Annotated in this window: 21 protein-coding genes and 1 pseudogene; 14 read left to right on the top strand and 8 right to left on the bottom strand. The window is 68.1% G+C overall.

Going from position 1 to position 26,428, the window contains the following annotated elements:
- The first annotated feature begins 82 nt into the window (after window positions 1–82).
- Together dnaE and GAS53_RS34805 are read left to right on the top strand one after the other, a co-directional pair.
- Window positions 83–3,688, top strand: coding sequence for a DNA polymerase III subunit alpha (gene dnaE, locus GAS53_RS34810; protein WP_151481749.1), 3,606 nt, complete (start codon window positions 83–85; stop codon window positions 3,686–3,688).
- Window positions 3,688–4,047: a DUF6300 family protein gene (locus GAS53_RS34805; protein WP_225859272.1), complete on the top strand. Its 360-nt coding sequence runs from the start codon at window positions 3,688–3,690 to the stop codon at window positions 4,045–4,047. The genes dnaE and GAS53_RS34805 overlap by 1 nt, the downstream gene beginning before the upstream one ends.
- Before the next feature lie 128 nt (window positions 4,048–4,175).
- On the opposite strand, the gene GAS53_RS34800 is transcribed toward GAS53_RS34805, so the two are convergent.
- Window positions 4,176–5,288, bottom strand: coding sequence for an ABC transporter substrate-binding protein (locus GAS53_RS34800; RefSeq protein WP_151481771.1), 1,113 nt, complete (start codon window positions 5,286–5,288; stop codon window positions 4,176–4,178).
- Between the two features lie 184 nt (window positions 5,289–5,472).
- Here GAS53_RS34800 and GAS53_RS58510 point away from each other — a divergent pair.
- Window positions 5,473–5,598, top strand: a pseudogene (locus GAS53_RS58510) (HNH endonuclease); the annotation flags it as partial.
- 34 nt (window positions 5,599–5,632) lie between these two features.
- Here the strand turns inward: GAS53_RS58510 and GAS53_RS34790 are convergent.
- On the bottom strand, window positions 5,633–6,073 hold the full coding sequence (locus GAS53_RS34790) for a VOC family protein (protein ID WP_151481747.1): 441 nt from the start codon (window positions 6,071–6,073) through the stop codon (window positions 5,633–5,635).
- A gap of 187 nt (window positions 6,074–6,260) precedes the next feature.
- Between GAS53_RS34790 and GAS53_RS34785 the strand changes: the two genes are divergently transcribed.
- The 3 genes from GAS53_RS34785 (at window position 6,261) to GAS53_RS34775 (ending at window position 8,597) form a co-directional block, all read left to right on the top strand.
- Window positions 6,261–6,614, top strand: coding sequence for a hypothetical protein (locus GAS53_RS34785; protein ID WP_225859271.1), 354 nt, complete (start codon window positions 6,261–6,263; stop codon window positions 6,612–6,614).
- Between the two features lie 174 nt (window positions 6,615–6,788).
- Complete coding sequence (locus GAS53_RS34780; RefSeq protein WP_192583408.1) at window positions 6,789–7,667, top strand: trypsin-like serine peptidase; 879 nt, start codon at window positions 6,789–6,791, stop codon at window positions 7,665–7,667.
- Window positions 7,668–7,904: 237 nt separating this feature from the next.
- The gene (locus tag GAS53_RS34775) at window positions 7,905–8,597 is read left to right on the top strand and encodes a hypothetical protein (protein ID WP_151481745.1); all 693 of its coding nucleotides are present in this window, start codon (window positions 7,905–7,907) and stop codon (window positions 8,595–8,597) included.
- 263 nt (window positions 8,598–8,860) lie between these two features.
- Here GAS53_RS34775 and GAS53_RS34770 read toward each other — a convergent pair whose 3' ends face one another.
- A complete protein-coding gene (locus GAS53_RS34770) occupies window positions 8,861–9,994 on the bottom strand; it encodes a beta propeller repeat protein (RefSeq protein ID WP_151481744.1) in 1,134 nt (377 codons plus the stop codon).
- 575 nt (window positions 9,995–10,569) lie between these two features.
- On the opposite strand from GAS53_RS34770, the gene GAS53_RS34760 reads away from it, so the two are divergent.
- The 4 genes from GAS53_RS34760 (at window position 10,570) to GAS53_RS34745 (ending at window position 13,751) form a co-directional block, all read left to right on the top strand.
- Entirely contained in the window at window positions 10,570–11,646 is a 1,077-nt protein-coding gene (locus tag GAS53_RS34760) for a tyrosine-type recombinase/integrase (RefSeq protein ID WP_151481743.1), read from the top strand.
- Window positions 11,643–11,996, top strand: a complete 354-nt coding sequence (locus GAS53_RS34755; protein ID WP_151481742.1) for a helix-turn-helix domain-containing protein — start codon at window positions 11,643–11,645, stop codon at window positions 11,994–11,996. The genes GAS53_RS34760 and GAS53_RS34755 overlap by 4 nt, the downstream gene beginning before the upstream one ends.
- Window positions 11,997–12,807: 811 nt before the next feature.
- Window positions 12,808–13,077 (top strand): hypothetical protein, encoded by a 270-nt coding sequence (locus tag GAS53_RS34750; protein WP_151481741.1) that lies wholly within the window; start codon window positions 12,808–12,810, stop codon window positions 13,075–13,077.
- A gap of 113 nt (window positions 13,078–13,190) precedes the next feature.
- Entirely contained in the window at window positions 13,191–13,751 is a 561-nt protein-coding gene (locus GAS53_RS34745) for a site-specific integrase (RefSeq protein WP_151481740.1), read from the top strand.
- Window positions 13,752–14,212: 461 nt separating this feature from the next.
- Here GAS53_RS34745 and GAS53_RS34740 read toward each other — a convergent pair whose 3' ends face one another.
- Window positions 14,213–15,040: an SAVMC3_10250 family protein gene (locus GAS53_RS34740; protein ID WP_151481739.1), complete on the bottom strand. Its 828-nt coding sequence runs from the start codon at window positions 15,038–15,040 to the stop codon at window positions 14,213–14,215.
- Between the two features lie 612 nt (window positions 15,041–15,652).
- On the opposite strand from GAS53_RS34740, the gene GAS53_RS34735 reads away from it, so the two are divergent.
- A complete protein-coding gene (locus GAS53_RS34735; RefSeq protein ID WP_151481738.1) occupies window positions 15,653–16,867 on the top strand; it encodes an alpha/beta hydrolase family protein in 1,215 nt (404 codons plus the stop codon).
- 452 nt (window positions 16,868–17,319) lie between these two features.
- Here GAS53_RS34735 and GAS53_RS34730 read toward each other — a convergent pair whose 3' ends face one another.
- On the bottom strand, window positions 17,320–17,853 hold the full coding sequence (locus GAS53_RS34730) for an SMI1/KNR4 family protein (protein ID WP_151481737.1): 534 nt from the start codon (window positions 17,851–17,853) through the stop codon (window positions 17,320–17,322).
- Between the two features lie 444 nt (window positions 17,854–18,297).
- On the opposite strand from GAS53_RS34730, the gene GAS53_RS34725 reads away from it, so the two are divergent.
- A complete protein-coding gene (locus tag GAS53_RS34725; RefSeq protein ID WP_151481736.1) occupies window positions 18,298–19,116 on the top strand; it encodes a hypothetical protein in 819 nt (272 codons plus the stop codon).
- A gap of 673 nt (window positions 19,117–19,789) precedes the next feature.
- On the opposite strand, the gene GAS53_RS55460 is transcribed toward GAS53_RS34725, so the two are convergent.
- The 3 genes from GAS53_RS55460 to GAS53_RS34705 form a co-directional block, all read right to left on the bottom strand.
- A complete protein-coding gene (locus tag GAS53_RS55460; protein ID WP_192583407.1) occupies window positions 19,790–20,131 on the bottom strand; it encodes a hypothetical protein in 342 nt (113 codons plus the stop codon).
- 809 nt (window positions 20,132–20,940) lie between these two features.
- Window positions 20,941–21,789 carry an alpha/beta hydrolase gene (locus tag GAS53_RS34710; protein ID WP_151481734.1) on the bottom strand — a complete coding sequence of 283 codons (849 nt, stop codon included), beginning with the start codon at window positions 21,787–21,789 and terminating at the stop codon, window positions 20,941–20,943.
- Window positions 21,790–22,123: 334 nt separating this feature from the next.
- A complete protein-coding gene (locus tag GAS53_RS34705) occupies window positions 22,124–22,738 on the bottom strand; it encodes a hypothetical protein (protein ID WP_225859270.1) in 615 nt (204 codons plus the stop codon).
- 319 nt (window positions 22,739–23,057) lie between these two features.
- Between GAS53_RS34705 and GAS53_RS34700 the strand changes: the two genes are divergently transcribed.
- The gene (locus GAS53_RS34700) at window positions 23,058–24,026 is read left to right on the top strand and encodes a DUF3500 domain-containing protein (protein WP_225859269.1); all 969 of its coding nucleotides are present in this window, start codon (window positions 23,058–23,060) and stop codon (window positions 24,024–24,026) included.
- 471 nt (window positions 24,027–24,497) lie between these two features.
- Window positions 24,498–26,198, top strand: coding sequence for a TlrC/CarA/OleB/SrmB family ABC-F type ribosomal protection protein (locus tag GAS53_RS34695; protein ID WP_151481732.1), 1,701 nt, complete (start codon window positions 24,498–24,500; stop codon window positions 26,196–26,198).
- The last annotated feature ends 230 nt before the right edge of the window (window positions 26,199–26,428 follow it).

Below are 26,428 nucleotides of genomic sequence, written 5' to 3'. Positions count from 1 at the left end.
CCGTTGCGGTCGGCCACCGACAAGGCCCCTATCGCGTCTCTGGCCGGGATGGGGCTTCCTACTCACCCTGGAGGCGACCCACGTGCCGGATTCGTTTGTTCACCTGCACAATCACACCGAATACTCAATGCTGGACGGCGCGCAGAAGCTGAAGCCGATGTTCGGCGAGGTGGCCCGGCAGGAGATGCCCGCGATCGCCATGAGCGACCACGGCAACATGTTCGGTGCCTACGAGTTCGCGCAGGTCGCGAAGGACTTCGAGGGGATCAGGCCGATCATCGGCATCGAGGCGTATGTGGCGCCTTCCTCTCGGTTCGTCCGGAAGCAGGAGTTCTGGGGGCCGGGAGGCCGCCGTGCTGTGAGCCAGGACGGTGAGGGGTCCAAGGATGTCTCCGGTGGCGGCCGCTTCACCCACATGACCATGTGGGCGCGGAACAGCCAAGGCCTGCGGAACCTGTTCTGGCTCAGCACACAGGCCAGCTACGAGGGCCAGTTCCCCGCCGGCAAACCGCGCATGGACCGGGAACTGATCGCTGAACGACCGGACGGCATCATCGCCACCACCGGCTGCCCGTCCGGCGAGATCCAGACCCGCCTGCGGCTGAACCAGTACGACGAGGCGAAGGCCGCTGCCGCGGCCTACCAGGAGATCTTCGGACGTGAGAACTATTTCCTGGAGCTGATGGATCACGGCTTGGACATCGAGCGTGAGGTCCGTGAGGGCCTGCTGCGTCTGGCCAGGGAACTGAGCATTCCCCTCCTGGCCACCAATGACGCGCACTACGTCACCGAGGACCAGGCCGACGCCCACGACAGCCTGCTGTGCATCGGTGTCGGCAAGAACAAGGACGACCCGAACCGCTTCCGTTTCAACGGTTCCGGCTACTACCTCAAGAGCGCCGTCGAGATGCGCAGCCTGTTCTCGGAGCTTCCGGAGGCCTGCGACAACACTCTGCTGATCGCCGAGCGCATCGAGTCCTACGACGAGGTCTTCGACTACGTCGACGAGATGCCGCAGTTCCCTGACGTGCCCGAGGGCGAGACCCAGGAGTCGTGGCTGCGCAAGGAAACCCTCAAGGGCCTGGCGATGCGCTACGGGGACCCGATCCCCCAGCACGTCCTGGACCGCTTCGAGACCGAGATGACGGTCATCGGCCCCATGGGATTCAGCTCCTACTTCCTGGTCGTTGCGGACATCTGCCGCCACGCCCGGGACAACAAGATCTCCCTCGGTCCGGGCCGGGGTTCGTGCACCGGCTCGATCGTCGCCTACGCCACCCGCATCACCGAGCTGTGCCCCCTGGAGCACGGCCTTCTCTTCGAGCGGTTCCTGAACCCCGAACGCATCAACCCGCCGGACGTGGACCTCGACTTCGACGACCGTCAGCGCGACCGGATGGTCCGCTACGTCACCGAGAAGTACGGCGGGGAGTACACCGCCATGGTGAACACGTTCGGCAAGATCAAGGCCAAGAACGCGATCAAGGACTCCTCACGCATCCTCGGTTACCCCTACGCCCACGGCGAGCGGATCACCAAGGCGCTCCCGCCGGACCAGAACGGCAAGCCCGCCCCGCTGGCTGCCGTCTTCGACCCCTCCCACGAGCGGTATGGCGAGGCCGGCGAGATCCGGCAGATGTATGACAGCGAACAGGATGTGAGGCGGGTCCTCGACACCGCCCGGGGGGTGGAGGGCCTCACTCGCGGCACCGGCGTGCACGCCGCGGCGGTGATCCTGTCCAAGACGAGGCTCACCGACCGCATTCCGCTGCACATGCGTGCCTCGGACGGCGTGAAGATCACCGGCTTCGACTACCCGTCCTGCGAAGCCATGGGCCTGATCAAGATGGACTTTCTCGGGCTGCGGAACCTGGGGGTCATCGACCAGGCGATCGAGAACATCCGCGAGAACCGGGGCATCAGCCTGGCCACCGTGGATCCCCTGGACGGCGACCCGGCCACCGTCGTGATCCCTCTGGACGACGCCAAGACGTACCGGCTGCTGGCCGAGGGCAACACGTTCGGTGTCTTCCAGCTCGACGGCGCCGGCATGCGCGTACTGCTGAAGCAGATGGAACCCACCCGGTTCGAAGACATCGCCGCGGTCAACGCCCTCTACCGGCCCGGCCCGATGGCGGCCAACGCGCACACCAACTACGCGTATCGCAAGACCGGCCGCCAGGAGATCACCCCGATCCACCCCGAGCTGCGCGACGCTTTGGAGCCGATCCTCGGCAACACCTTCCATCTGCTCGTCTACCAGGAGCAGATCATGGGCATCGCCCGGGAACTGGCCGGGTACACCCTCGGCGGCGCCGACCTGCTGCGCCGTGCGATGGGCAAGAAGAAGCCAGAGGTACTGGCCGCGGAGTGGGACAAGTTCCACGACGGCATGCGCGGCAACGGATACAGCGAGGAAGCCATCAAGGCCCTGTGGGACGTCATGCTCCCGTTCTCCGGCTACGCGTTCAACAAGTCCCACACCGCCGGCTACGGCCTCGTCTCCTACTGGACCGCCTACCTCAAGGCCAACTACCCGGCCGAATACATGGCCGCCCTGCTTACCTCGGTCGGCGACGACAAGGACAAGGCCGCGATCTACCTCGCCGACGCCCGCAAGAACGGCGTCCGTGTCCTCCAGCCCGACGTGAACGAGTCCGTCGCCGAGTTCACCGCCGTCGGTGACGACGTACGGTTCGGGCTGCGGTCCGTACGCAACGTCGGCGACAACGTCATCGAGGCCATCGTCGACGCGCGCCGCCGGAAGGGGAAGTTCACCTCCTTCTCCGACTTCCTCGACAAGGCCGACCTGCCCGCACTGAACAAGAGGGCCGTGGAGTCCCTGATCAAGGCCGGCACCTTCGACTCCCTGAAGCATTCACGCAAGGGCCTCACCGCCATCCACGAGGACGCCATCGACGCGACCATCCCCGTGAAGAAAGCGGCGAGCTTCGGACAAGACGATCTCTTCGCAGATCTGCGCGGCGAAGGAAGCGGCGAACCGGCCTTCGGCCTCGCCTTCCCCATCGGCTCCGTCGACGACACAGAATGGCCCCGCAGACAACTCCTGGCGACCGAACGCGACATGCTCGGCCTCTACGTCTCCGCCCACCCGCTGGACGGCGCCGAGCACATCCTTTCCAGGGCACGTGACTGTTCCATCGCCGAACTCCTCGCCTCAGGCCGCACCACCGGGGACGTCCAGCTCTCCGGACTGATCACCGGCATCCAGCTCAAGATGAACAAACAGGGCAACGCCTGGGCCATCGTGAGCCTCGCGGACCGTGATGCCGGTATCGAAGTCCTGTTCTTTCCCGCCGCCTACCAGCTCGTACGGCACGCACTGGCCGAGGACAACGTCATCTCCGTCAAGGGCAAGATCGAGGACCGGGACGGAACCGTGAACGTCTTCGGCAGAGAACTCGCGGTACTGGACGTGTCCTCCGCCGAGCACGGCGGGAAACTCCCCGTGCGGCTCGCCCTCCCCGCCCACCGGCTCACCGAACAGTCCGTCAGAGAACTCAAGCGCATCCTTGCGGACCACCCAGGCGACAGCCCGGTCCACCTCAGTGTCCGCAGCGCACGCAAGACGACCGTCTACGTCCTGCAGGCCAAGGTGGACGCCATCACCGTCGCCTCTGACGTAAAGGGCACATTCGGAGCTGACGCGTGGGCGGGCCTGGCGTGATGCCGAGGACCGGTGAGACTGCCGCCGTCGAACTCCGGATCTCCGTGGCGCCCCCTCCTTGCCCACGCTGCGAGACGCCGGTGGTGCTGGTGGCTCGCTACCCACACACCTGGCGCAACCGGGCCGGAGAACGGATCGACGGCCTCAAGGAGACGGTGCTCTGCCGATCCTGCGACACCGATGACCCCGCGGCGGGAGAACTGCTGGCGCTGTTCGCCGCAGACGGCCAACTGAGCGCAGTGTGTCGTGAAGCGTTCGACAGGCTCGTTCATGACTGGCTGAACGTCGTACGCGACCGCACGCCGAACCGCGCGAATCTGGAATCAGAGGAGGCACGGTGGAGAGCCGGCGAACTGTAGTAGCTGAAAGTCGCGGTCGTCGTACGAAAGTGACTGTCACGAATGACCAGTTGAGCGAGTTCTGGGAGAGGGTCGGAGGCGATCACGTATGTGCGGACAGATCTGGGCAGTGGGTCCTCCGTGCGCTCTCAGCCGGCGTGGAGGATCCGAAAGCGATCGGGTTCCGCCGGATCTCGATCAACGACCTGGATCGGCGTCGAAGCCCACTGCCACACGCTGATGCCTGGCGTGCGGGAGAACTGGATCTGGCCACGGGTGCCTTCGACTGCAACGCGCGGCCAGGATTGGGCAGTGCGCGCCCGGTCCGCGCCGTGAGAACGCAGCACATCGGCGAGGACGGCGACCGTGTCGTAGCCCTCGAAGGCGACGAAGGAGGGCGCTTCGGCCAGCCGCTCACGGAGGGCCGTGTCGACTCGTGCACCGAGTGGGCTGAGGCGCTCTGGCAGGTAGCGCAAGAACGGGATCGCGGCGCCGTCGTCGCCCAGCGACGTTGTCCATTCGGCGAACTCCGGTTGTCCGGCCGGAGCACCGATCATGATCTCGGCGAGGCGCTGGTCGCGGCGGACGGACTTGACGATGGACACGGCCGGCTCCGGGTGGCCGACGAGCAGAAGGAGGGCCGTCGCGCGATGGTCGACGAGTTCGTCGCACACGGCAGTGGGGGCGAGCGCGCGCATGTCGAGTTCGATGACGGTGCCGCCGCGTGGAGCGAGGTAGTCCCGCAGAATGCGCGTCCCGGATGCCCAGTAGACACTCGGCTGGGCTGCTACGGCGATTCGGCTGTGGCCCGCGCCGAGGAGGAAGTCCGCGTAGACCTGCCAGCCGCGGGACTGCGGCGGGGAGAGACGCGCGACCCATTCCGTCGGCTGATCGGTGAGCGCGTCGAGAACCGCTGACGAGCAGAGGAACGGCAGGCCGAGGGCGTCCGCCCGGCCGGCAGCGGCGCGAGCGACGACGCTGTGATACTCCCCCGCCAAAGCAGCCACACCCAGGCTGGCCAATTCATCTACGGCCGCCACTGCCCTCTGTGGATCAGCCGCGGTGTCCCGGACCACCAGCTCGAGTGGTCTTCCGACGATCCCGCCCGCGTCATTGACGTCACGAACGGCCAATTCGAGTCCAGCGAGCAGGTGTTGGCCCGCCTCGACCCAGCCAGGCCGAGTCAGCGGAACGAGAGCACCGATCCGGACGGATGATCCGTCAGTCCGCTCCGCTCCAAGTGGTGTTGGTGCCGTATTCATGCGTTGACGTCTCCCGAGTGGCGATTCAGATTGCCGTTCGCCCGGATCGCAGGGTGGCAAGGCCCGGTGCCCGGTAGTACGCGTTCATCGCATCTCGCCGTGGCGGGCGCACCGGGGTGATCATGCCGGACATTGCATCCACTCCATCGCCAACAGGCAACCAGTTATTGTTCGCTGAGCTGCCGGGCTGTGCCTGTGTTCGCTGCACCACAAGCTCTTCGACCAGGGTGTCCTCAGTGTCGGATGGGGGTCCCCGCTCGAGCGAAGCCGAGAGTGGGGGGGTCACCGCATCCCCACCGCACCGAGACACCCGATGCACCCGTGCACGTTCCCTTCGGCAGCCTTCAGCTGAGCTGCTCGGCCAGTCCGACGATGATGCCCTCGGGGCCGCGGACGTAGCACAGCCGATAGCTGTCCTCGTACTGCGCCAGCTCGCCGACGAGTTCGGCGCCGTGGGTGCTCAGGCGGGCAACGACGTCCTCGATGTCGTCGACGGCGAACATGATGCGACGAATGCCCAGTGTGTTCGTCGGCGCGTCCTTCGGCTCGGCGCGGATCGCCTTCGGCGTGTGGAACATCGCCAGCTCGATTCGGCCGTGGCCGTCCGGGGTCCGCAGCATTGCGATGTCCTGTCGGACGTCGTCGAGCCCGATGACACGCTCCACCCAACGTCCCTCGATTGGCCCCTTGCGCTCCAGCTCCATGCCAAGTTCGACGAAGAACGAAATAGCAGCGTCGAGGTCGTCGACAACGATGAGTACGTTGTCCATCCGCTGGATCGTCATGTTGAGACTCCCTGGTGTGGCACGGCCACGGTGGCCGCCGCATCCGCCCTGAGACGGAGCCGGTAGTCCGGTTCTCGACATCCACTGCGACATCTTCTTCGAGAACCTCTTCACGTAGTAGTGCCCGTCACGCGCCAGTCGTACCGCTTCGGCCGAAACACCGCAGGTCAGAGACGCTCTCACTCTCTTGGCGCACCCTCAAGGTCCGAACACGCTGTACCCGCAGCCGGCCGGCACCGGCGGCCCGCTGCGCATCGTCTTCGCCGAGGGCCCGGGCCGGTACGTCCCTGGCGGGTTCCCCCTGGGCTCCGGGGACGTGGGGTACGTCCGGGGCGGCTCCCTGAACCTGCACGAACCGGGCGCCGTCCGGGCCCTGCTCGACGCGGCGGCGGCCCGCGGGTGGCAGCCGGGAGAGCGGGGGGCGGTGGAGGTCGACGGCCGGCCCCTGCTGGAGGCGGCGACCGCCGCGCGAACCGGGGAAGCCGACCCCGCGGGCCCTCCGTCGAGACGGGGACACCTGAGTGTCCTGGTTGGCCAGTGAGTCATTCACTCAGCCGCTTCGGCGCTCTGCTCAGCGTCGGTCGGGACTGTGAGCATGACAAGGCCCGGGCTCTCGACAGGCGGATAGTCCGGCCCTCGCATAACCTCATCTGCGGGGTGTGTCCCGAACCCACAAGCTGCCCATGAGCTGCGCATGGGCAAGGAGGTGGAAGGCATGCATCGGATCGTTGCACCCGCGCTGGCCATCGCTTCCGTCGTCGCGGTCGTTGCCGGGAACCCTTTAGGCAGCACGCCGAGCGGTGAGGCGGCGATCAGTACGGTGAAGTTCACCGCGGCCGAGCGCCGTGAGACTCTCACGTACTGGACGGCGGACCGGATGCGCAAGGTCGTCGCCGGTATCGACCTCGGGCACGACTCCGCATCCGTCAAACCCTGGCGCGGCCCGGCCATGAAGACGGTGGGACGGCTCTTCTTCACCAACGAGAAGGGCCAGGACTCCTACTGCACCGCCACCGCGGTCCAGAGCCGCAACCGTTCCGCGGTGATGACCGCCGGGCACTGCGTGCAGTTGCCCGCCTCACTCCCGGAGAACCACTACAGCAACATGGTCTTCGTGCCGGGCTACAGCGAAGGCAAGCGCCCATACGGGGCGTTCGTGGTGCGGGCGGTCGTGATGCCGCGCAGTTGGGAGCACGACGGCAAGAACGACATCGCCGCCGTCGTCGTGGACTCGCGGGACGGTACGTCACTGACCGACGCGGTCGGAGGCCAGGCCGTGGCCGTGGGCCGTAAGCCCGGCGGCGAGGTGACCGTGTTCGGTTATCCCGACAGCCAGGAGGAGCGCGGCGAGCGGCTCATGTACTGCGCGGGCACCACGTCGACTGCGCCCGAGGGTAGGCAGAGCGTGCGCTGCCCGATGGAGGGCGGGTCGAGCGGTGGGCCATGGCTGGCCGATTTCGAGGAGAAGTCGGGGCTGGGCAAGCTGGTGTCGGTGAACAGCTCCGGCGACGCGGTGGAGGGCAGCTCGGTCATGCAGGGCGAGGTCCTGGGCACGACGTCGGACGAACTCCACGCACGGGCCGAGCAGTTGTGAGCTCCGCGCCACGACCGTCGGGGATTCCATCCTGACTGGACCATGTGTCGCCACGGTTCTCCCTGGCCAACCTGTGGCTGCTGTGGTCGTACCTGGACTGACTGCGGAACGGGACGAAGGAGGGGCGCGCCGCATGCCATTCCTCCGCTTGTGTGAATTCAAGTCGTTTGTCTGGTGCGGGCGTTGGGGCGCGGTTAGCGTGCTTTGACCGATGTGCATCAAGGGGGGAAGCACCACATGCGAAAGACAGGCATGCGCAAGATTCTGGCGAGGCTGGGTGTCGCGCTGCTGGCGGCCACAGGACTCGTCCTGACCGGACCGAACGCCGCCCACGCCAGTACCGTCGTCGACATCCCGGCGCCCACGCCGGGCGGCGTCTCCATGACCGTGAAGTTCTACGGGGCCGTCGTGCCCCAGCCGTACACCCCGGACCCGGACGCCGCGTACAACGAACCGAACACCTGTCAGCTCTATTTCCGGCAGTTCGACCCGACCTCCGGCTGCGGTGGCTTCAAGCTGGGGACGGTGCTGCACAACGTCCGCGAGCAGCCCGGCTATCAGGCGGGACTGTCCGGCACCGGCTACTTCGACGCGTACGCCGACACGGACCGTACCTTCGGCTGCCTGCGTCCTGACGGCAGCTTCGACCACTCCACCGCCTTCGTCGTCCACCAGGATCAGCGCCGGCTGTCCCCGGTCTACGTCGAGGGTGGCGCCTACAACCTCGTCCAGCGGTTGCGGGACAACCCCGACGCCGAATACGGGCCCAACTGGTTCGTCAACTTCACTCCCATCGTGGACGTCGACTGCCCGGCAGGCATGACCCCGACCCAGTACGGGCTCAAGGTCAGCAACCTGCGGATCTCGATCGACGACCCCGAGATCTTCGGTACGACGACGTGGTCCCACCCGGGGCCGTTCTACGCGTAGCCCATTGAAGAACCGAGTCGTCGTACGGGGGCCGGCCGCGCTGCACAGGCCCCCGTACAGAACATCCGCGCCCATGGCCTGTGCCTCTAAGCAGCTTGGGTCAAGTTCGCTGCTGATCGCGGTGGAGGCACTCCTCGTACGGAGGCGTTGTTGAGCACCACCGTGTCCGGCCGGCCGATGGCAGACGAACTCCACCGGCACGGCCGTGTCGGCCGTGCCGGTGGTGCGCTCCCACAGCAGATCGGGCGCGGAGCGCACGGCCGCTAGCCGGGCTGCTCGTAGTGCCGCCACTCGCGTCCGCCGTCGTGAGAGATCCATAGCCCTTCGCCCTTCACCAGGTCGTACGTCGCCGTCGTCGCGTCCGCGATGCCGTAGAGCGTCGTGCCGTCGACGGTGAACGACGTGAATTTCACCGGCGTCTTCAGCTCGTGGAAGGCGCTGTGGGTGCGGTCGGCGGCGAGCCAGTAGCGGCCGCCTTCCTCGCCGACGAGCAGCCGCCCGTCCGCAAGCACCTCCAGGACCAGCGACTCCGGGCCACGCTTCAGGTCCCTCCAGGGAATGCCGCCGAGGATCGTCTGCCAGTGCCCGCCGCCGTCCGTCGTCACCAACAGGCCGCGCACGCCCTCGCCCCGGGTGAGAGACAGTGCCACAGTGCCACCCCGCGCGGCGAGGATGCCCCCCGCGTACGGCTTCGGGACGGCCGTGGAGCCAAGGGTGCGACCGTCGCGCTGCCATACGACGCGGTTGGGGTCTTCGGTCAGGGGCTGGTCCAGGCTCCAGGCCGTGCCCCGCTCGTCGACGGCGAGGCGGATGGCGTCGTCCGGCACTCCGGCCGGGGGCCCCACGGTGCGCGCGGCGGGTCGGTAGATGAGGGTCGGCTCCAGTTCGGCGAGCAGGATGTCGCCGGGGCGGGTGCGCAACGGGGTCTCGGTGATGATGACCTTGTGCCGCTTGCCACGTACATCGAGGGCGTACGCTCCCTCGGCCCCCTCCCCCGGCGGCACCCGCACGAAGCCCCCGCGCACCCCCTTGAACGCGGCCGGCGCCGCCTCCGCGTCCGCGTGTTCCGCGTGCTCGGCGACCGTACGGCCGCCAGGGCCGACAATGCGCCAGGCGGTGGCGGCCGGCCCCTCGTCGTCCTCGACGTTGCCGGCTTCGTACGTCAGGAGCAGCGAGCCGTCGTCCGCGCGGACCACGCCAGTGGGTGCGCCGGCCGCCTCGATGACGTCGGCGGGGCGCGGGTGAGGGTCTTCGATGACGCGCTTGTACTTCGCCTCGCGGTCTCCGGAGTCCCCGTCGTCGGAGCCGCCCGAGCCACAGGCGGTCAGCGCCACCGCCGCACTCGCCGCGGCCAGGAGCCCGACTGTCCGCCGCCCGCGTTTCCTCAGCCACGCCATTGCCGCATCCTCACATAAAGTGGCGGCCGCCTTGGCTGGAGGCAATAACCCAGGCCGCTCAAACGTCAGCGGCACCCAGTCAAGGTTCCGTGTCAACAGGACAGCCAACGAGCGAAGTCAGCGGGGGCGGCGTGCTCGTGGAGCGTGCCACTGATACCGCCGATCTCACCGATGCTCGCCGCCGCGCACGACCGGCCGCCTCCCGATGGGGCACTCCCTGGCGGCCCCGTCATGACCCGGAAGCCGGACGGCTTCCGGGTCATCGTGTTCGTCCGGGCGGGCAGTGTCGTGGTGCAGTCTCGTGGTGGCGCCAGCATGCCCTAGGAGCTCGCCGCCGCGATCCATTTCCAGGTCGACCAACCCGACCCCCTCACCGCGCTCCCAGACATTCTGGCTCTCGTCCACCCCGACCACCGCGGCCGCTACGCCACCGTCCTCGCGTCCGACTGGCACCCCGATCAGGCGACCGAGTTCAACAGTTGTCCGACCGCCGGAGGAGGCGCAACAATATTGCATCTAATGCAACGCTGGGAGGCGGTGTGAGACGGCTCGAGCTGCCAGGCGCGGCACATCTGATGCTCGTCGAAGGCGTCGCCTACCTCGACGAGTCGGCCGCCGTGTTCGACGCCATGTTGGAGGGCTGGGCACTTCAGCAGACCAGCCGAGTGCTGCAGCCCACGACGATCAACCCGCGGTTGTCGCTGATGCGGCGATTCCGGGACTTCACCGGCGAGTACCCGTGGGCGTGGGGGCCGGGTGATGTAGAGGACTTCACCGCGTCGCTCTGCGCGAAGCGGCGGGCCCACTCGACGATCCGCGGCTACCAGAACACGGTGGGCCTGTTCTGCGATTACCTGATCGACCGTCGGTATGGCTGGCAACCACTGTGTCTGGAGCGCTTCGGGGATGCGCCGGTACAGATCTGTCACGAGTGGAATACCGCGGCCCACCTCAACGAATACGAGGGCAAGCCCGAGCGCCGACCGATGTCCCACGAGGAGCTGCAGGCGTTCTTCGACCATGCCGACGGGCGTGTGCAGCGGATCGTGGATTCGGGCCGCAAGGGCGCGATGGCCGCGCTGCGCGACGCGATGATGTTCAAGACCAAGTATGCCTACGGTCTGCGCCGTCGCGAGCTCGTCCGGCTGGATCTGCCGGATCTGCGGCCGAACCCGCACGTGCCGGCGTGGGGCCGGTACGGGTCGCTGCACGTGCGCTACGGCAAGGCGGTCCGGGGCAGTCCGCCGCGGCGGCGCACCGTGCTGTCGGTGCCGGAATTCGACTGGGCGATGGATGGCCTGCAGCAGTGGGTGGAGCAGGCCCGACCGCGGTTGCGCGGTGCGGCGCATCCGATGTTGTGGCTGACCGAGCGGTCCAGCCGCGTGTCCGTGAACTACGTGGACACGCGGTTCGCGGAGCTGCGCGACGAGCTCGGGCTCGACAAGGCCCTGGTGCCCCATTGCCTGCGCCACAGCTACATCACCCACTTGATCGAATTCGGCTATCCGGAACAGTTCGTACGCGAGCAGGTAGGCCACCGGACCGCGTCGGCCACGGCGATCTACACATCGGTCAGCAACGACTTCAAGAACCAGGTGCTGGCCCGGGCGCTCGACCGGGTCTACGCACCCCAAGGAGGCGGACCGCGATGACGCGGAAGATGACGTTCAACTGGCACCTGCGGCAGCTGATGGCCACCCGCGGGATGTTCCAGACCTCCGACCTGGTCCCGCTGCTGGCCGAGCGCGGGGTCCACCTGTCGCGTGAGCAGGTGTACCGGCTGGTGACCAGCCCGCCGCAGCGGTTGAACGTGGAGGTGTTCGTCGCGCTCTGCGACATCCTGGCGTGCACCCCCAACGACCTCATCGAGCCCGTGGCGGCAACGCAGCAGGACCGCAAGGACACCGCCGTCGGGGAGACCGGCAGCGCCGGCATCGGGGACCTGCGGCCGGTGCGTGCCCGCATCGTCAAACCGGCCACGCCGGACGGTGAGTCGAACTGAGCTACCAGCGCCCCAGGGGCCGCTGCCAGGAGTGCGGGCGCGACGGCATGGAACTCCGCCTGATCGCCCAGACCGGGGGCCTGTGCCCGGCCTGTTACACCCGGCAGCGCACGGTGACCTGCGTCCGCTGCGGGCGGTTACGGCCAGCCAACCTGCGGCTGCCAGAAGGGCCGTTGTGCCTGCGCTGCTACCGACACGAACCGGACACCCAGACGGAGTGCATCCGTTGCGGACGGCGCAGCTGGAGCGACGCCCGGACCCCGGAGGGACCGCTGTGCAGCAGCTGCCGCCCCCGGCGCAAGGAGCCGTGCCACCTCTGCGGCCAGATGCGCGCCTTCCGCACCGTGCTGATGGGCGGTCCGGCGTGCCGACCGTGCTTCCTCCAGCTGCGACGGACCCCTGGTCCGTGCCCGTTGTGTTCGAAAACCAAGGTGCTGGCCTTCCACGCTCAGCGGGCTCCGGGGCAACGCGTGTGCGCGGCCTGCGCCAGCGAGCCATCACTGTTCGCCTGCCAGCAGTGCGCCAGCGAGGCGCACCACTACGGCAGCCGCTGCGCGGTCTGCGTCCTCGCCGAACGTGCCACCGCCCTGCTCAGCGGGCCCAACGGGCACGTCGTTGACCAGCTTCAGCCAGCCCTCCAGGCCCTGCTGGCCGTCGAGCGGCCCAAGTCGACCCTGTTCTGGCTGCAGACCAGCGACGCCGCCGGGATCCTTCGGGACATGGCGCAGGGGCCGTCACCCACCAAGGGCTGGACGCCCTGCCCCGCACCCAGCGCCTGGACCACCTGCGCGACTTCCTCATCGTCGCCGGAGTGCTGCCCGAACGCCCGGTCCATCTCGATCGCCTCAGCCCGTGGCTGGAGCGGCTTCTCGCCGACCGGCCCGTCGACCAGGCCCGGATCGTGCGCACCTACGCCGTCTGGCAGGTGCTGCGCCGCATCCGCGCCCGGGCCGCGCACACCCCGATCACCGTCAGCCAGGCCCAGCGGGCCCGCGCCTGCCTGCGCTGCGCTGCCGATCTGCTGACCTGGCTCGACGCACGCGGCCAAGACCTCGCCAGGCGGACCTGGAACAGTGGCTGATCGAAACCCCCAACAGCCGCAACTACACCCAGCAGTTCCTGTCCTGGGCCCGTGCCCGCCGTCTGACCGGAGATGTGCGCGTCCACCGGCCGCCGGAGGGCGAACCGTCCCAGATGATGGACCACGACCGGCGCTGGGCACTGGTCAACGACCTGCTCCACCAGCAGCACATCTCTGGCGAACTGCGCGTGGCCGGCCTGTTCGTCCTGCTCTTCGGCCAACCCCTTACGCGCATCGTCCAACTGACCGTCGACGACGTACACCTCGACGGCCCATGCGTCCAGGTCTGCTTCGCCCAAGACGCGATCATGCTCCCGGCCCCGCTCACCAATCTCGTCCGTGAACTGATCGGACGACGTGGGCAATCCAGCTTCAGCGCCGAGCCGCGCAAGTGGCTCTTCCCCGGCGGCGCCCCCGGACGCCATCTGACCACGAGCACCCTGGGCAACCGACTGCGTGCCCTGGGCCTGCCCGCGCGCGCCGCCCGAAACACGGCCCTGATGCAGCTCGCCGCGCACATGCCCGGCCCGATTCTCGCCAGCATGATCGGCATCACGCCAAGCCGGGCGGCCGCCTGGACGGACCTGGCCAAACGCGACTGGGCCGCCTACACCGCCCACCGCGCACGCGCGCAGCACCTCGACGCCCTTCCCGGGAGCACTCCGAACACATAGTGCCGGGGGCCACCCAACGTCGAGGACGGGCGTGGCCAGGGCCGTGCGGCGAGATGCCACGGAGGCGAGCTCCGTCAGCGATAGGCCCTCGTCGGCACTGACTGCCGTATCGGGACGGCTGTAGCCGCCTTGCAACGCCATGCACTGGAAGCGGCCAGGCCACCGGCGCTGCCGTTCGCCCGATCCCTCGCCCCCTTTCTCGCTCGCACTCCTCAATAATCGAACATATCTGCGATCACTTCAAGACGCCGGGAGCGCCGATTCAACCGAGGCCGTTGTGACTGAGCGCTCCAGTTGGCCGATCGAGCACCGTACGTGGCCGGTGGGGTGCTCAGCCGGAGTCGTTGACGACCGGTTGCCGTTTGTCCCGGCCCAGCGCGAGGCTCCGCGGCCGCGACAATCTGTGCCAATGTGTCCGTACGCCCGTCCTTGATTTCGACGTCCCGCCAGGTGGAGGGCCATCATTCATTCGACGGCGGGGACACATACTCGACGTAGAGCGGTGTGGCGATCACCGCCAAAGGATCAGGGCCTTGCCCCGAAGGGAGCGGTAGGACCGCAGTAACACGCGCGTGGCCCGCCATCCAAGCCGCTGTCAGTCGAGGTTCTAGCAGGTGGTCCAGCAACTCGACGACCGGCGGTACCTGCATTTCCAGTCTGTATCGCGTGCTGTATGGCGCTGTCATACGGTCCAGGTCCGGCTCTGCATCCGACGAGGGCACGCGAAGGTTCAGCTGGTCGCGAAGGTTCAGCTGGTACAGGAGTCGGGCGAACGTTCTGAGCTCTGTGTAGCGCGATGGGTTGCGGCTGCCGTCAGTGCGGCCGTCATCTTGACTGGCAGGCGAAACTACCGCCCCGCCGAGCAGGTGCTCGGCCGATCCGTGCATCAGGAGCCGAATCGCGCCTCCGGTCGGATAGCTCGCGGTCGGTTCGCCGTGATCGAGGAAGACTACGGCTCTGGGCTGGTGGCCGTCGCTAAGCGGGGCGTAGCGGTCGCTAAGCGGGGTGTAGCACAGCGGAGCCTCGAAGTAGACCCACTGGCCAGGCTGTACAGCATCGTCGGCGAACCATCCGGCAGCTCGATCGGAGCTCTCCAGCGCGGAAATTACTCTCGCGAGGTCGGGGATCACCCCGTCGTCCCCAGTGGGCGCGGTGGGGCCGACCTTGACACCGCCAAGGCCGGGGAACTTGACCTCTCCCTCGACCGGGGGCCGGCTGACCCAGCGTCGCGGTTTCTCGATCATGAACTGTCGAAGTTTGCGTTCGGATAGATAGACCAGTTCGCGCACAAACTCATGATGCAGGCAGGTCGAGTCCGACGTAGGCGGTCGGACGAACTTGGTTACGGGTCGCGCCCGCACAGACCCACATCTCGTGCGCTCGCCACCCGGCGGAAGCGTGACCTGCCGGGAAACAGCGCTGCACCGGTACCAGCCCGAGGCATGACGTTGCACACCAGAACAGCAGGTGGCCAATTCTCACGCTCAACTGGCCAACTGGAGCGCTCAGTCACAGTGTGACTGATGTCCTGTGTCACCGGACCTTGAGCGAATGTCACCGAACTTTGACTACTGGGCAGTTCGTGTCATCGAAGTTTGACCGCCCGGGAAAGTGCAGGTCAGGGCCTATTCTCTGGGCCCATGAAGGCGCGGGCGCTTCCCGGTCGGTGACACAGGTCACCGGTCCTGCTGGACCGCGAGCCCGAGGTGATCGGGATGGCCTCACAACCGGACGAACCGCCGACCGCATCAGCCCCAGGGTGTAAACCCGTGGGCCAATGCCCTCGCGAGAAATCAAACGGTGGGCCGATGTTGTGCGGGAGGGGCACGCGACACCGTTCCCTTGTGCCCACGGACTGGCCGTCGCGGCACGGTTGACGTTCTGTCACCACGGGAGGGCCCATGACCACCATGCCGTTCATCAGCCAGAAGGGCATGACGCGCCGCAGCGTGCTCGGAGCCGCGCTGGCCGCCGGGACCGCCGTGCCGCTTGCCGCGGTTGCCAGCCCTGCGCGGGCGGACTCGGGCACGCCCGCCCCGAAGCGGCTCATGCTGCCCGTGCCGACCGGGCCGCACCCGGTGGGCACGGTCCAACTGCACCTCGTGGACCGGTCACGTCCGGACGACATTGCGGGCCCCGGGCACTTTCGCGAGCTGATGGCCACCGTCTGGTACCCCGCCCGGGACGTCCAGCGGTACCCGGTGGCGCCCTGGATGCCGACCGGCGCATTTGAGGCGTTCCTCGCCGACGCCGGGTTCAGCGATCTGGCCCCCCTGGGGCCGCTTTCTGCCGGCCACGTGGGCGCTCCGGTGCGGCGATCGGGACGACGGCTGCCCGTGGTCGTGTTCTCGCACGGCGCGCACAGCCACCAGGGCGACCACACCGTCATGGTCCAGGAGCTCGCCAGCCACGGATACGCGGCTGTGTCGGTGGCCCATCAGTACGACACGTACACCGAGTTCCCTGGCGGTCGGATCGCCGTCCCGATCGACGACGAGCAGGCGCCGACGCTGCCCGGGGACTTCGCCACGGACCTGCGCTTCGTCCTCGACTGCGTCGAGCAGCTCGCCGCCGGGTGCAATCCCGACGTCGACCACAGGCAGCTGCCGGCCGGACTGCTCGGCTCCCTCGACCCGCGGCGCATGGGCGCGTTCGGCTGGTCGAAGGGCGGGACGGCCACCGCCTGCGCCACGCTCGCGGACGAGCGCATCCGGGCCGGGCTGAGCCTTGACGGCCCGATGCAGATGAACCCGCCACTGGCCGGCGACTTGGACCGGCCGTTCATGATGATGTCCGCCGAATTCACTCGGGCAACAGATCCCGAGGTCGCCGCATTCTGGTCGCACCTGCGGGGCTGGCGGCTGAACATCCAGGCCCAGGGCGCCGCCCACGTCTCGTACGGCGACAACGAGGCGCTGTTCCCACAGGTGGCGAAGCTGCTCGGATGGAGCAGGAAGCAGCTCCAGGACGTGATCGGCACCCTCGATCCCGACCAGGCGGTGAAGATCCAGCAGGCGTACCCGCTCGCGTTCTTCGACAAGCACCTGCGCCACCGTCGGGGACACCTGCTCGACGGGCCGTCCCCAGCCTTCCCGGCAGTGACGTTCCTCCCCTGAGTACCCGGGACCGCAGCACCGCGGTCCCTCGCAGGCCCTTGAGGGAGCAGGACGACTGGGCCGAGTTCTACGTTGGGCCCGAAATCCCAGGACCGGTGACCTGTGCCACCGAACCTTGATCTACGGCATCAAAGTTTGGCCGGCCACGAAACCCCTGGCCAGACGGTGCACGCCAGCCGGACCAGAGGGAGACGCGCCGGAATCAGCTTCGCCGCGCTGCGGAACCGTGGGAAGCGCCCGCGCCTTCATGGGCCCGGAGGACGGGCCCTGACCTGCACTTTCCCGGGCGGTCAAACTTCGATGACACGAACTGCCCAGTAGTCAAAGTTCGGTGACATTCGCTCAAGGTTCGGTGACACAGGACAACTGAGCGCTTCTGTCCCGTCTCTGCCGATGTGGCCCTTGTCTCAAATGATCTGGTCCGATTCGCCCCTGGTCTCAGGCGATCGGGTTCAGCGGCAGAGTTCCATGATGGTGTCGTCGAAGTCGGGGAACTCTCGCGTGGCCTGCTCAATCAGGAGCACTGCTGCCGCGCGATGGAGTGGAGCGAATTGTTCTGCAACGGCGGTCAGTTCACGGTTGGGGTGTGGGATCCAGTCGGGCGCGGGCTCGTACGAGGTGGTTGCCTCCCATGGGCCGAAGCCGTCGGCCAGCAACCACAGGAAAGCGCCCAGGTTGCGGGCGACGACGCCGGTCTCCCCTTCGGAGCCGAGGAAGACGACGGGCTGCTCGACCAGTGCTCGGCCTGGGCGGATCAGCCAGAATGCGGCGTACCCGCCGGTGCCATCTTGGCCGAACACGCGGAAGTCGTCGCCGCTCAGCTCGCCGTTGCCGGTCCACGCCCGGAACCAGTCGGTTGTCTCATCGGCAGTCAGGAAAGCCTCGAAGGGCTCGAAGTCGACACCGTCCTCGCCGACGCAGCCGAGCCGGACTGCCATGGCAGCGGCAAGCGGGGCAGGGAACTGGCGGTCCTCATTCGGTGTCACACAAACAGATTAGCGACGCGAAACCTTCCGCAACTACCAAGAGTGGCCGGCCACCCAGTGCTGGTATCAGTTCAGCACGCCAGTACCAGACCAGATCAACTGAGACGTGGTTCGGCATCCACCCCCGCCGAACCATGTCGGGTGAGAAACCGACTCGCAGGGCGTCTCAAGCGATCTGGTCGCCGCAGGTCACAGCCTGACTCGCGAACCAGATCCTTTGAGACGGGACAGCTTCAGTTGGCCAGTTGAGTGCTCGTCGGCCAGGGCCCGACTGCCCCCTGCACCGGCTCTGCCCCCGACGCCCTTTTGTAGACTCGCTGTGCTGGATGCAACGTCAAGGGGCTGCGTGCAGGTCTGACAGTCCGGGTGGGGAAAAGTGAGCGCACTGCAAAGGCGGCGACGAACAGCACGGCCGGTTTATCCGGTCTCCGGGCGGATAGCCACATGACCGTTCTCCGACACTCCGTGACCGTCCTTGCCCTGGGACCCGACCGGCTCCAGGAACTCACCAAGCTGATCTTGGACTTCACCGAATCCACCCAGGGCCGCGGACAGGAGATCGTGCTGGAGAACGGGCAGCCGGTCGCGGACGTGCGACTGATCAAGGGTCGGCACTTGCAGCCCGGCGCCCGGTACGAGCTCTCGGAAACCGGCTCCACGGACCAGGTGACTGTGCTCATACGTGAGTGGCGGCGCAGCAAATCGATCGCCGTGGAACAGCTACTGATCTCGGACGATTTGACGGTGTGGACGGTTCTGCGGCTGAGCACCCCCGACCGACCGCGGCTGCTGGAGGCCGAAGGACGGGTGCGGGGCCCAGAGGGATCGGGCGCGCTGCGCCGGGGGTCAGGAAAAGCGCGGCTCGACCTGGCCGCGTGGTGGGCGGCGGTCGACCTTGCGCCCCGGGCCCGGTCGGCGGTTCGTGCCCCTGCGACGGCACGGCTGAAGCACCGGCTGTTCGAGGCGCGGCTGTATCTGCGACCGCGTATGACGGATGACGGCCGGTGGCAGGTGGACGTCGCGGTCACCGTGCGAGGGCGGTGGCTGTTGCGGCCGGTCGCCGCTTTCGCCCTGATGGTGGCCGGGCGCCCGGTGCGACGGGGCTTCTGTTCCGCGGTGGAGCAGGCGGCCGACGGATGGAACCGGGCGATCGGCGATCTGCTGGCGCTCGGCCCGGACGACCTCCGAGCCGAGCTGGCGAGGCAGGCCACCGAGCGGACCCCGGAGGAGCCGATGGATGCCCGGCCTCCTGACCGCCCGTAAGTCGGCTTCCAAGTTCCGTACTGCCTACCACGTTCTGCAGTTATGGACGGCAAAGATGAGAGCTCACATGCTGTCGTGTACGGCGTTCGGCTGGAAGTTCATAGCTGCGACGTCTATGCGCGATACGTAGCAGCCCTCGACGCAGAACACTCAAATGGCCAACTCGCGCGCTAACTGGCCAACTGAAGCGCTCAGTCTCAGCCGTTGCGACCGAGTCACCGCTGTCCAATGAGCGCGTCACTCCAGCGGGCCTAATATCAATATTTGGTTCACTATGTCCACATGGTGGAGGCGTCGGCATATAACGCACAGATAATGGCGTGGCACTGGTTCTCGCGTGATCATGCGCTCGCGGCCACATTGCTCTGCCGCAAGTGCGGGGAGCTGGAGCACAACCCAGCTCAGCCCAATACCGAAGAGACGGCGCGAGGGCTCACCTGGTCCGAGGCTCAGGCAGCAGAGCATCGCACTTACGCGGTGGCGACCATCATGACTGCGGCGGCTTTCCTAGAAGCCGCATTCAACGAACTGGTGGAGTCGGCCCAGGGGGACAACCTAGCCGTAGGCGGAGGCAGGGGGAGGGCTCCAGAGTGCCGAGCGAGCAGTTCTCGCGGAACTGGGGAACAAGTGGGGCTACCGGCCGCCACCACTGGTGGAGCGGGCACAGACGGTCCTACAGCTTCTCGGCAGGGAGGAATTCGATGAGAGCGAGGCGCCGTACACGCCTGCCGAAACGCTGGCGCGCTTCCGAAACCGCTTGATCCATTACCGGCCCGAATGGCGCGCTGCTGGATCCGGTCCGGGGGATTACTGGACCGCCAGGAAGCTGGAACCGCTGGGCCTTGCGCTGCACCCCTTCACCACGCCTCACAATCCGTTCTTCCCGGACCGCCGCCTCGGGCACATCCAGCCCTGCCGCCTCCGCCGCGAGCGCCCCCAACTGCGGCAAGCCCACCGCCGCCCAGCCCACCGACGTGTGAGAGGCCTCGGCCGCGAGCGCGAGCAGCAGCGGCATGTCATGACCGGCCCTGACCGCCGTACCAGGGCGGATACGCCCGCCGGGCAGCAGCGAGCCGAGCGGAGACGAGGGCGCCGGCTCACCTGGACCGCCGCCCGCTCGCCATCGGTCTCGCAGACATGCCTCGATATTCGAGCATGAGTTCGAATGAATCAGGTCAGCCACGGCGGGCTTTGTGACGCGCAGCTGTGACTGAGCACGCTAGCTGGCCACTCTGAGCATCACAGTTGGCCAGTAGGCTCATGCCGGTGGATGCGTTCTTACCGTTCCTGATCTTGATCGGTGGCCTTGCCGCAGTCCTGGGTTTCTTCACCTGGCTGGCATCACGTATTCGCAGCCGCGGTCTCGCAGGCGGCGCCGTGAGTGCGGCCCTGGCCTCCTACGAGGAGGCGTTCCGCATCACCGCTCACGAGTCTCACGTTGAGATCCGAGCTCAGGCAGAACGCAAGGCGCCGATCCTGTCACCCGACGATCACTGGGGGCGAAGCCCCGGTGAAGCCGGTCAGGCAGGAGCAGAAGGTCGTCGGCCGGTGCAGCCGCGTCCTCGCCGGTCACGGTGGGGTCTTGGCCGCTGGGTCGATCGCCTGAGGTCCGGTCGCTGATCCCGGTCGCTGATCATGGACACCGTGTTACTGGTTGCCGGAGGAGTCGTTGCGCTGGGTGTCCTCGTGTTCCTGGCGGACCGGGTTCTGCTGGCGATGGAGGCTCGGGGCTGGATTCCTGATCAGGCACGACGTCTCATGGCCCTTGAGTGCTTCAGTTGGCCGCCTTGGTGCTCAGGGTTGTTGATCAATACCTGGCTGCACTCAGTCCTCGTCGGATCGCCACATCCAGCGGAGGGCATCGGGGAGCAGAACGCCGCCGTGGTTGGGGCTGTGACCGCCGTCGCCCAGGACCAGGCGGAAGTCGTAGCCGGCTTCCGCGAGCGCGGCCGCGACGCGCAGGTTGTTGGCGAGCCAGTTCCCCTCGGGCTCGTTCCAGCGCAGGTCACGATGGCCCGCTTGGAGGAAGATGCGCAGCGGCTTGCTGGGGACGCGGGGAATGAGTTCGGGGTAGGGGTTGCCGCCGGGCATCTGCGTGAAGCTGGACAGGAACGCGATGACCCGGCGGAACTTGTCGGGGCGCAGCCATGCTGCAGTGAACGCGCAGTTGCCGCCGCTGCTGCCACCGCAGATGCCCCACTGATCGGGGTCCTCGGCGATCGAGTAGTGCTTGCCGACCTCGGGGATGATCTCGTTCAGGAGGAAACTGACGTACCGATCGTCGAATGCGTCGTACTCGGTGTTGCGGTTCTTCGGATCCTCGGCGTCGGGGAAGATGCCGGGGTCGAGGAACACGCCGATGGTGACCGGGATGTCACCCCGGTGCATGAGGTTGTCCAGGACGATCGCCCCGCGGACCTCACCGGCCGGGTCCAGGTACCACCATCCGTCCTGGAACACCATGAGCGACGCTGGGTTGGCAGGGTTGTAACTCGCTGGCACGTGGACCCAGAACTTCCGGGACGTGCCGGGGTATATCGCGCTGTCGTTCCAGCCGAACTCGATCGTCTCGCCAGAGGGCACGCCGGGCTGTGCTGCAGAGTCGGGGCCGTGGGCGTAGCGAACGTTTGACTGGTGCATCGGAAGCGGCTGGTAGGGCACCTCGATCGTCACGCGGGCCAACTTAGGAGAGATCGCGACCTGCCTCAAAGGGGTTTGGGGTCTGTTGTGAAAGCGCTGGTCACAGCGATTCGTTGAGGCCGTTCAGACCGGCCTTGCGGACCGTCTCGACCAGCAGCACCGCGCCCGTCTGCGTCACCGCCCCACGACCGCCGCCCTCGACACGGACACACGGACACACGGATAGAACCCGTTACGCTTCTTCACCTGGAAAGTGCCTTCGACGCCACGGGAACAAGGACCTCGACAATCCTCGTTCTGCCTGGTCAGGGGCACTTTCCAGTTACTTGATCACCTGTCGGACAGCCCACGCCGTGAAAGCGCGAGGCTAGGGCGACCACAGGAACGCGTGCATGCTGCCGTCCGCCGCGGTGCCGAACCCGGTGACCTGGCCCCGCTCGTTGATCGCTTGCCCGAGGCTGGTCGCCCCGCCGCTGAGCGTGCCCAGATCCCGCATACCGCCCGAGGCAGACCGCAAGAACGCATGCACGCTGCCGTCCGCCGCGGTGCCGAACCCGGTGACCTGCCCCTGCTCGTTGACCCCCTGTCCGGAGCTGGTCCCGCCACTGAGCGTGCCCAGGTCCCGCATACCGCACGAGGCAGACCACAAGAACGCATGCAGGCTGCCGTCCGCCGTGTTGCCGAACCCGGCGACCTGGCCCCGCTCGTTGATCGCTTGCCCGGAGCTGATCTCCCCACCGAGCGTGCCCAGATCCCGCATGCCACCTGAGACAGACCACAAGAACGCATGGTCGCTGCCGCCCGCCGTGTCGCCGTACCCTGCGACCAGGCCCTGGTCGTTGATCGCACGCCCGACGCTGGACGTCCCACCGCTGAGCGTGCCCAGGTCTCTCATCGTCCCTGCGGGCGGCACCGGCGCCGCGACCTCCGCGGCCCCGGCGACCCCAACAGGCGCTGCCAGCACCCCGACCAGTAGGGCCACAGCGGCTAGACCACGTCTGCCCCGATTCCGCCCAACCAACATGCCTTACCCCTCCCCCAGCCGACCCGTTTGGCCAGCACGTCAGGCAATCACAAGGCTGGACAGGCGTTCAATCGATTCCCAGCCAACCGGGCCAGGCAGCCCACCCAACCTCGATCATTCATGGGGGCGGTCAGCTTGCTGACGGCCCGTCGCACATGCGGAGCGGACCCGCGACCGCTCGCATGCCTTTCTCGAACGGGCTTCCCTCAGGCGAAGCCGCATGGCGCACCATGGATCACGGGGGGCGTCAGATCGGGCGCCGACGGGAGGAGGAACGGTGGGCGGGAATCAGTTGAAGGCGACGGCCGCGGAGATGCGGGAGGCCGTGCGCGCGTTGCTGTCCGTGCTGGAGCCGGAGCAGGTGCGCGAGCTGCGCGCGGGGCCCGCCCGGCTGGACGCGCCGGAACTGCGGGAATGGACGTATCTGCCGGGCCCGCGCCCCGGGCTGCCCACCGAGGGCCTCGGCGGCGAGCAGCGCGAGGCTGTCGACGCGCTGCTGGCCGCGGCGCACAGCGCACCCGGAGCGGAGCTGGCGCGCGGCGCGATCGAGGTGGAGCGGCACCGCCGGGCCATGCTCGGCGCCACGGGTGCCGACCGCTACTGGGTGCGGCTGCTGGGCGACCCGGACGGCGACGATCCTTGGGGCTGGCGGATGAACGGCCACCACCTCGCCGTACACATATTGATCACGTCGGCCGAGATGCGGGTGACGCCGCACTTCATCGGGGCGGAGCCGGCGCACATCACGGACGGTCCGCAGGCCGGCCGCCGGCTGCTGGGGACGGAGGAGGACCTGGCCCGGGAGCTGGTCACGGACCTGGACGCCGGCCGACGGGCGAAGGCGGTCTTCGCCGCCGCGCCGCCGGAGGACATCTTGACCCGCGCCGACCCGTTCGCCGATCCAGACCTGCTGCCGGCCGGCCTGCCGTACGGGGACATGACGCCCGGTCAGCAGCGGCTGCTGGAGCGCCTGGTGCGCCGCTACCTCGACCGCGCGCCCGCGGCGTACGCGCAGGAATGCTGGTCCGATGCCGTGGCGCGAGGACTGGACGCGCTCTCCTTCGCCTGGGCCGGCGGCCTCGTTCCCGGGGACCGGCACTACTACTGCGTACGGGCCCCGGACTTCCTCATCGAGTACGACAACACTCAGGACGACGGCAATCACGCCCACTCCGTCTGGCGGCACGTCCGCCACGACTGGGGTGCCGACCTGCTCCGCGCGCACTACACAGAGCAGCACTGGTAGAAGGAGCGCGGCCGCCTCCGATCCCCTCGGCGGCGGTGCGGAGTCGCCAGTCGAGCGTCCGGTGGAGTCCGTGCGGTGCCGGTGCCGGTGCCGGTGGCGCCGGCACCGCGGCACAGCGGCACAGGCTCCGGCCGACGGCGGTCAGGGGAGGCCGAGCTGCGCCGTGCAACGTGCGATGGCACGTGCTCAACATCGGCTGTCACAGGACAACTGACCCCTCGCAGCAAAGGTTGAGCCACCACGCCCACCTCACCGCGCGGGGCCCGTTCGCGACAAGACCCGCGACCACGACGAGACGTATCGTCTTGCCAAATCCCTCCTCCGTGTCGTACCGTCCTCCGCATGGGTTCCCTGTGAGAAAACCGGCTCCGATGGCGTAGAGCACCGCTCCGCCATCGCCGCGCCCCGTCGTGCCCTCTCATCCACCCGATCCGGCCCGGGCCGAAGCCCGCGGCCAGGAGGGACCCGTTCATGCGCAGCTCACAACTCACCCTTCACCACGTCACCAAGCGCTATCCCGGCCGCACTGTCCTCGACCAGGTCTCCTTCACTCTGAAGCCGGGCGAGAAGGCCGGGCTCATCGGTGACAACGGCTCCGGCAAGTCCACTCTCCTGCGGCTCATCGCGGGCCAGGAACGCCCGGACAGCGGCGAGTTGACCGTGACCGCCGCCGACGGCATCGGTTACCTGCCGCAGACCATCCCCCTGCCCCCGACCGCCACCGTCCAGGACGCCGTCGACCTGGCCCTCGCGGACCTGCGCGCACTGGAGGCGGAGCTGCGCCGGGCCGAGCAGGCGCTCGGCGACGGCGCAGACCCGGCGGCACTCGCCGCGTACGCCGCCCTCCTCGAGCGCTACGAGGCGCGTGATGGCTACGACGCCGACCACCGTGTCGACCTCGCTCTGCACCATCTCGGCCTGCCCACGCTCCCCCGCGACCGACGACTCGGCACCCTCTCCGGCGGCGAACGTTCCCGGCTGGCCCTGGCCGCCGTCCTCGCAGGCCGCCCGGAACTGCTGCTCCTGGACGAGCCGACGAACGACCTGGACGACCAGGCCGTGGAGTGGCTGGAGGCACAGCTGCGGGCACACCCCGGCACGGTGCTCGCGGTCACCCACGACCGCGTCTTCCTGGAGCGCCTGACCTCCACGGTCCTGGAGGCCGAGGCGGGAAAGGTCACGCGGTACGGAGACGGCTACGCCGGCTACCGCACCGCCAAGGCCGCGGAACGCCGCAGCCGGCTCCAGGAGTACGAGGAGTGGCGGGCCGAGTTGGCCCGCAACGAGCGGCTGGCCGCCGGCCATGCGGTCCGCCTCGACGGCATCCCGCGCAAGGCCCCGCTGGCCAACTTCGGCCACGGCGGCTTCCGGGCCCGCGGCCGGGCGCACGGCGCGATGGCCCGTATCCGCAACGCCCGTGAGCGGGTCGACCGGCTGACGGCGAATCCGGTGGCGCCGCCACCGGAGCCGCTGGCCTTCACCGCGTGCATCGGGACGGCGGGGGACGGCGCAGATGCGTCAGCGGTGGTTCTCCCCTCGGTACAACTGTCGGACGTACGTGTATCGGTACAACTGTCGGACGTACGTGTAGGAGACCGCCTCCGCCTGGACTCCCTCACCCTCGGCACTGCCGGCCGGCTGCTGGTCACCGGCCCCAACGGCGCGGGCAAGACCACGCTGCTGAAGCTGCTGGCAGGTGAGTTACGGCCCGACGAGGGCTCGGTGCAGGTGCCGGGCCGGGTGGGCCATCTGCGCCAGGACGAGACGCCGTGGCCGCCGGGCCTGACGGTGGCGGAGGCGTTCGCGCTGGGCCGCGTGGGCTCCGCCGACGAGCACGCGGACGCCCTGCTGGCCCTCGGCCTCTTCCGCCCGGCGGAGCTCCGGCTGCGCATCGGCGAGTTGTCGTACGGCCAGCGCCGCCGCGTGGACCTGGCACGGCTGGTCTCGGAGCCTGCGGACCTCCTGCTGCTCGACGAGCCGACGAACCACCTGTCCCCGGCGCTGGTAGAGGAACTGGAGGCGGCATTGCTCGACTACCCGGGCGCGATCGTCCTGGTCACGCATGATCGCGCACTGCGGACGCGGTTCCGGGGCGAGCATCTGGATTTGCCGAAGACGGCCAGGTTCCGCTTGGGGATGACAGCCGGGCGGTTGGGGCGTGGCATGGGATAGCGGCGGCAGCGTCGCCGTCGCACCGGACCGCCACCTGTAGCGGTCGCACCCCGCTGACGAAGGTCGCATTCGTGGTCGGCTGCTGCCCGCGTTGGACTTCCTGGGTGTGTCGGACGTGCTGCCGCCGTTCTGCCTGTACTTCGAGCACAGGCAGGGCCGCGGACGGCACATCCCGGACTTCCTGGCGGTCAGTACCCCGGCACTCTCCTTCGGAAGAGCATGATGCCCTT

It is taken from the genome of Streptomyces albicerus (assembly GCF_008905045.1).
GTDB classification, from domain to species: domain Bacteria; phylum Actinomycetota; class Actinomycetes; order Streptomycetales; family Streptomycetaceae; genus Streptomyces; species Streptomyces albicerus.
Note: the sequence above shows the minus strand (reverse complement) of the source record. Positions and strands in the feature narration are given on the sequence as shown.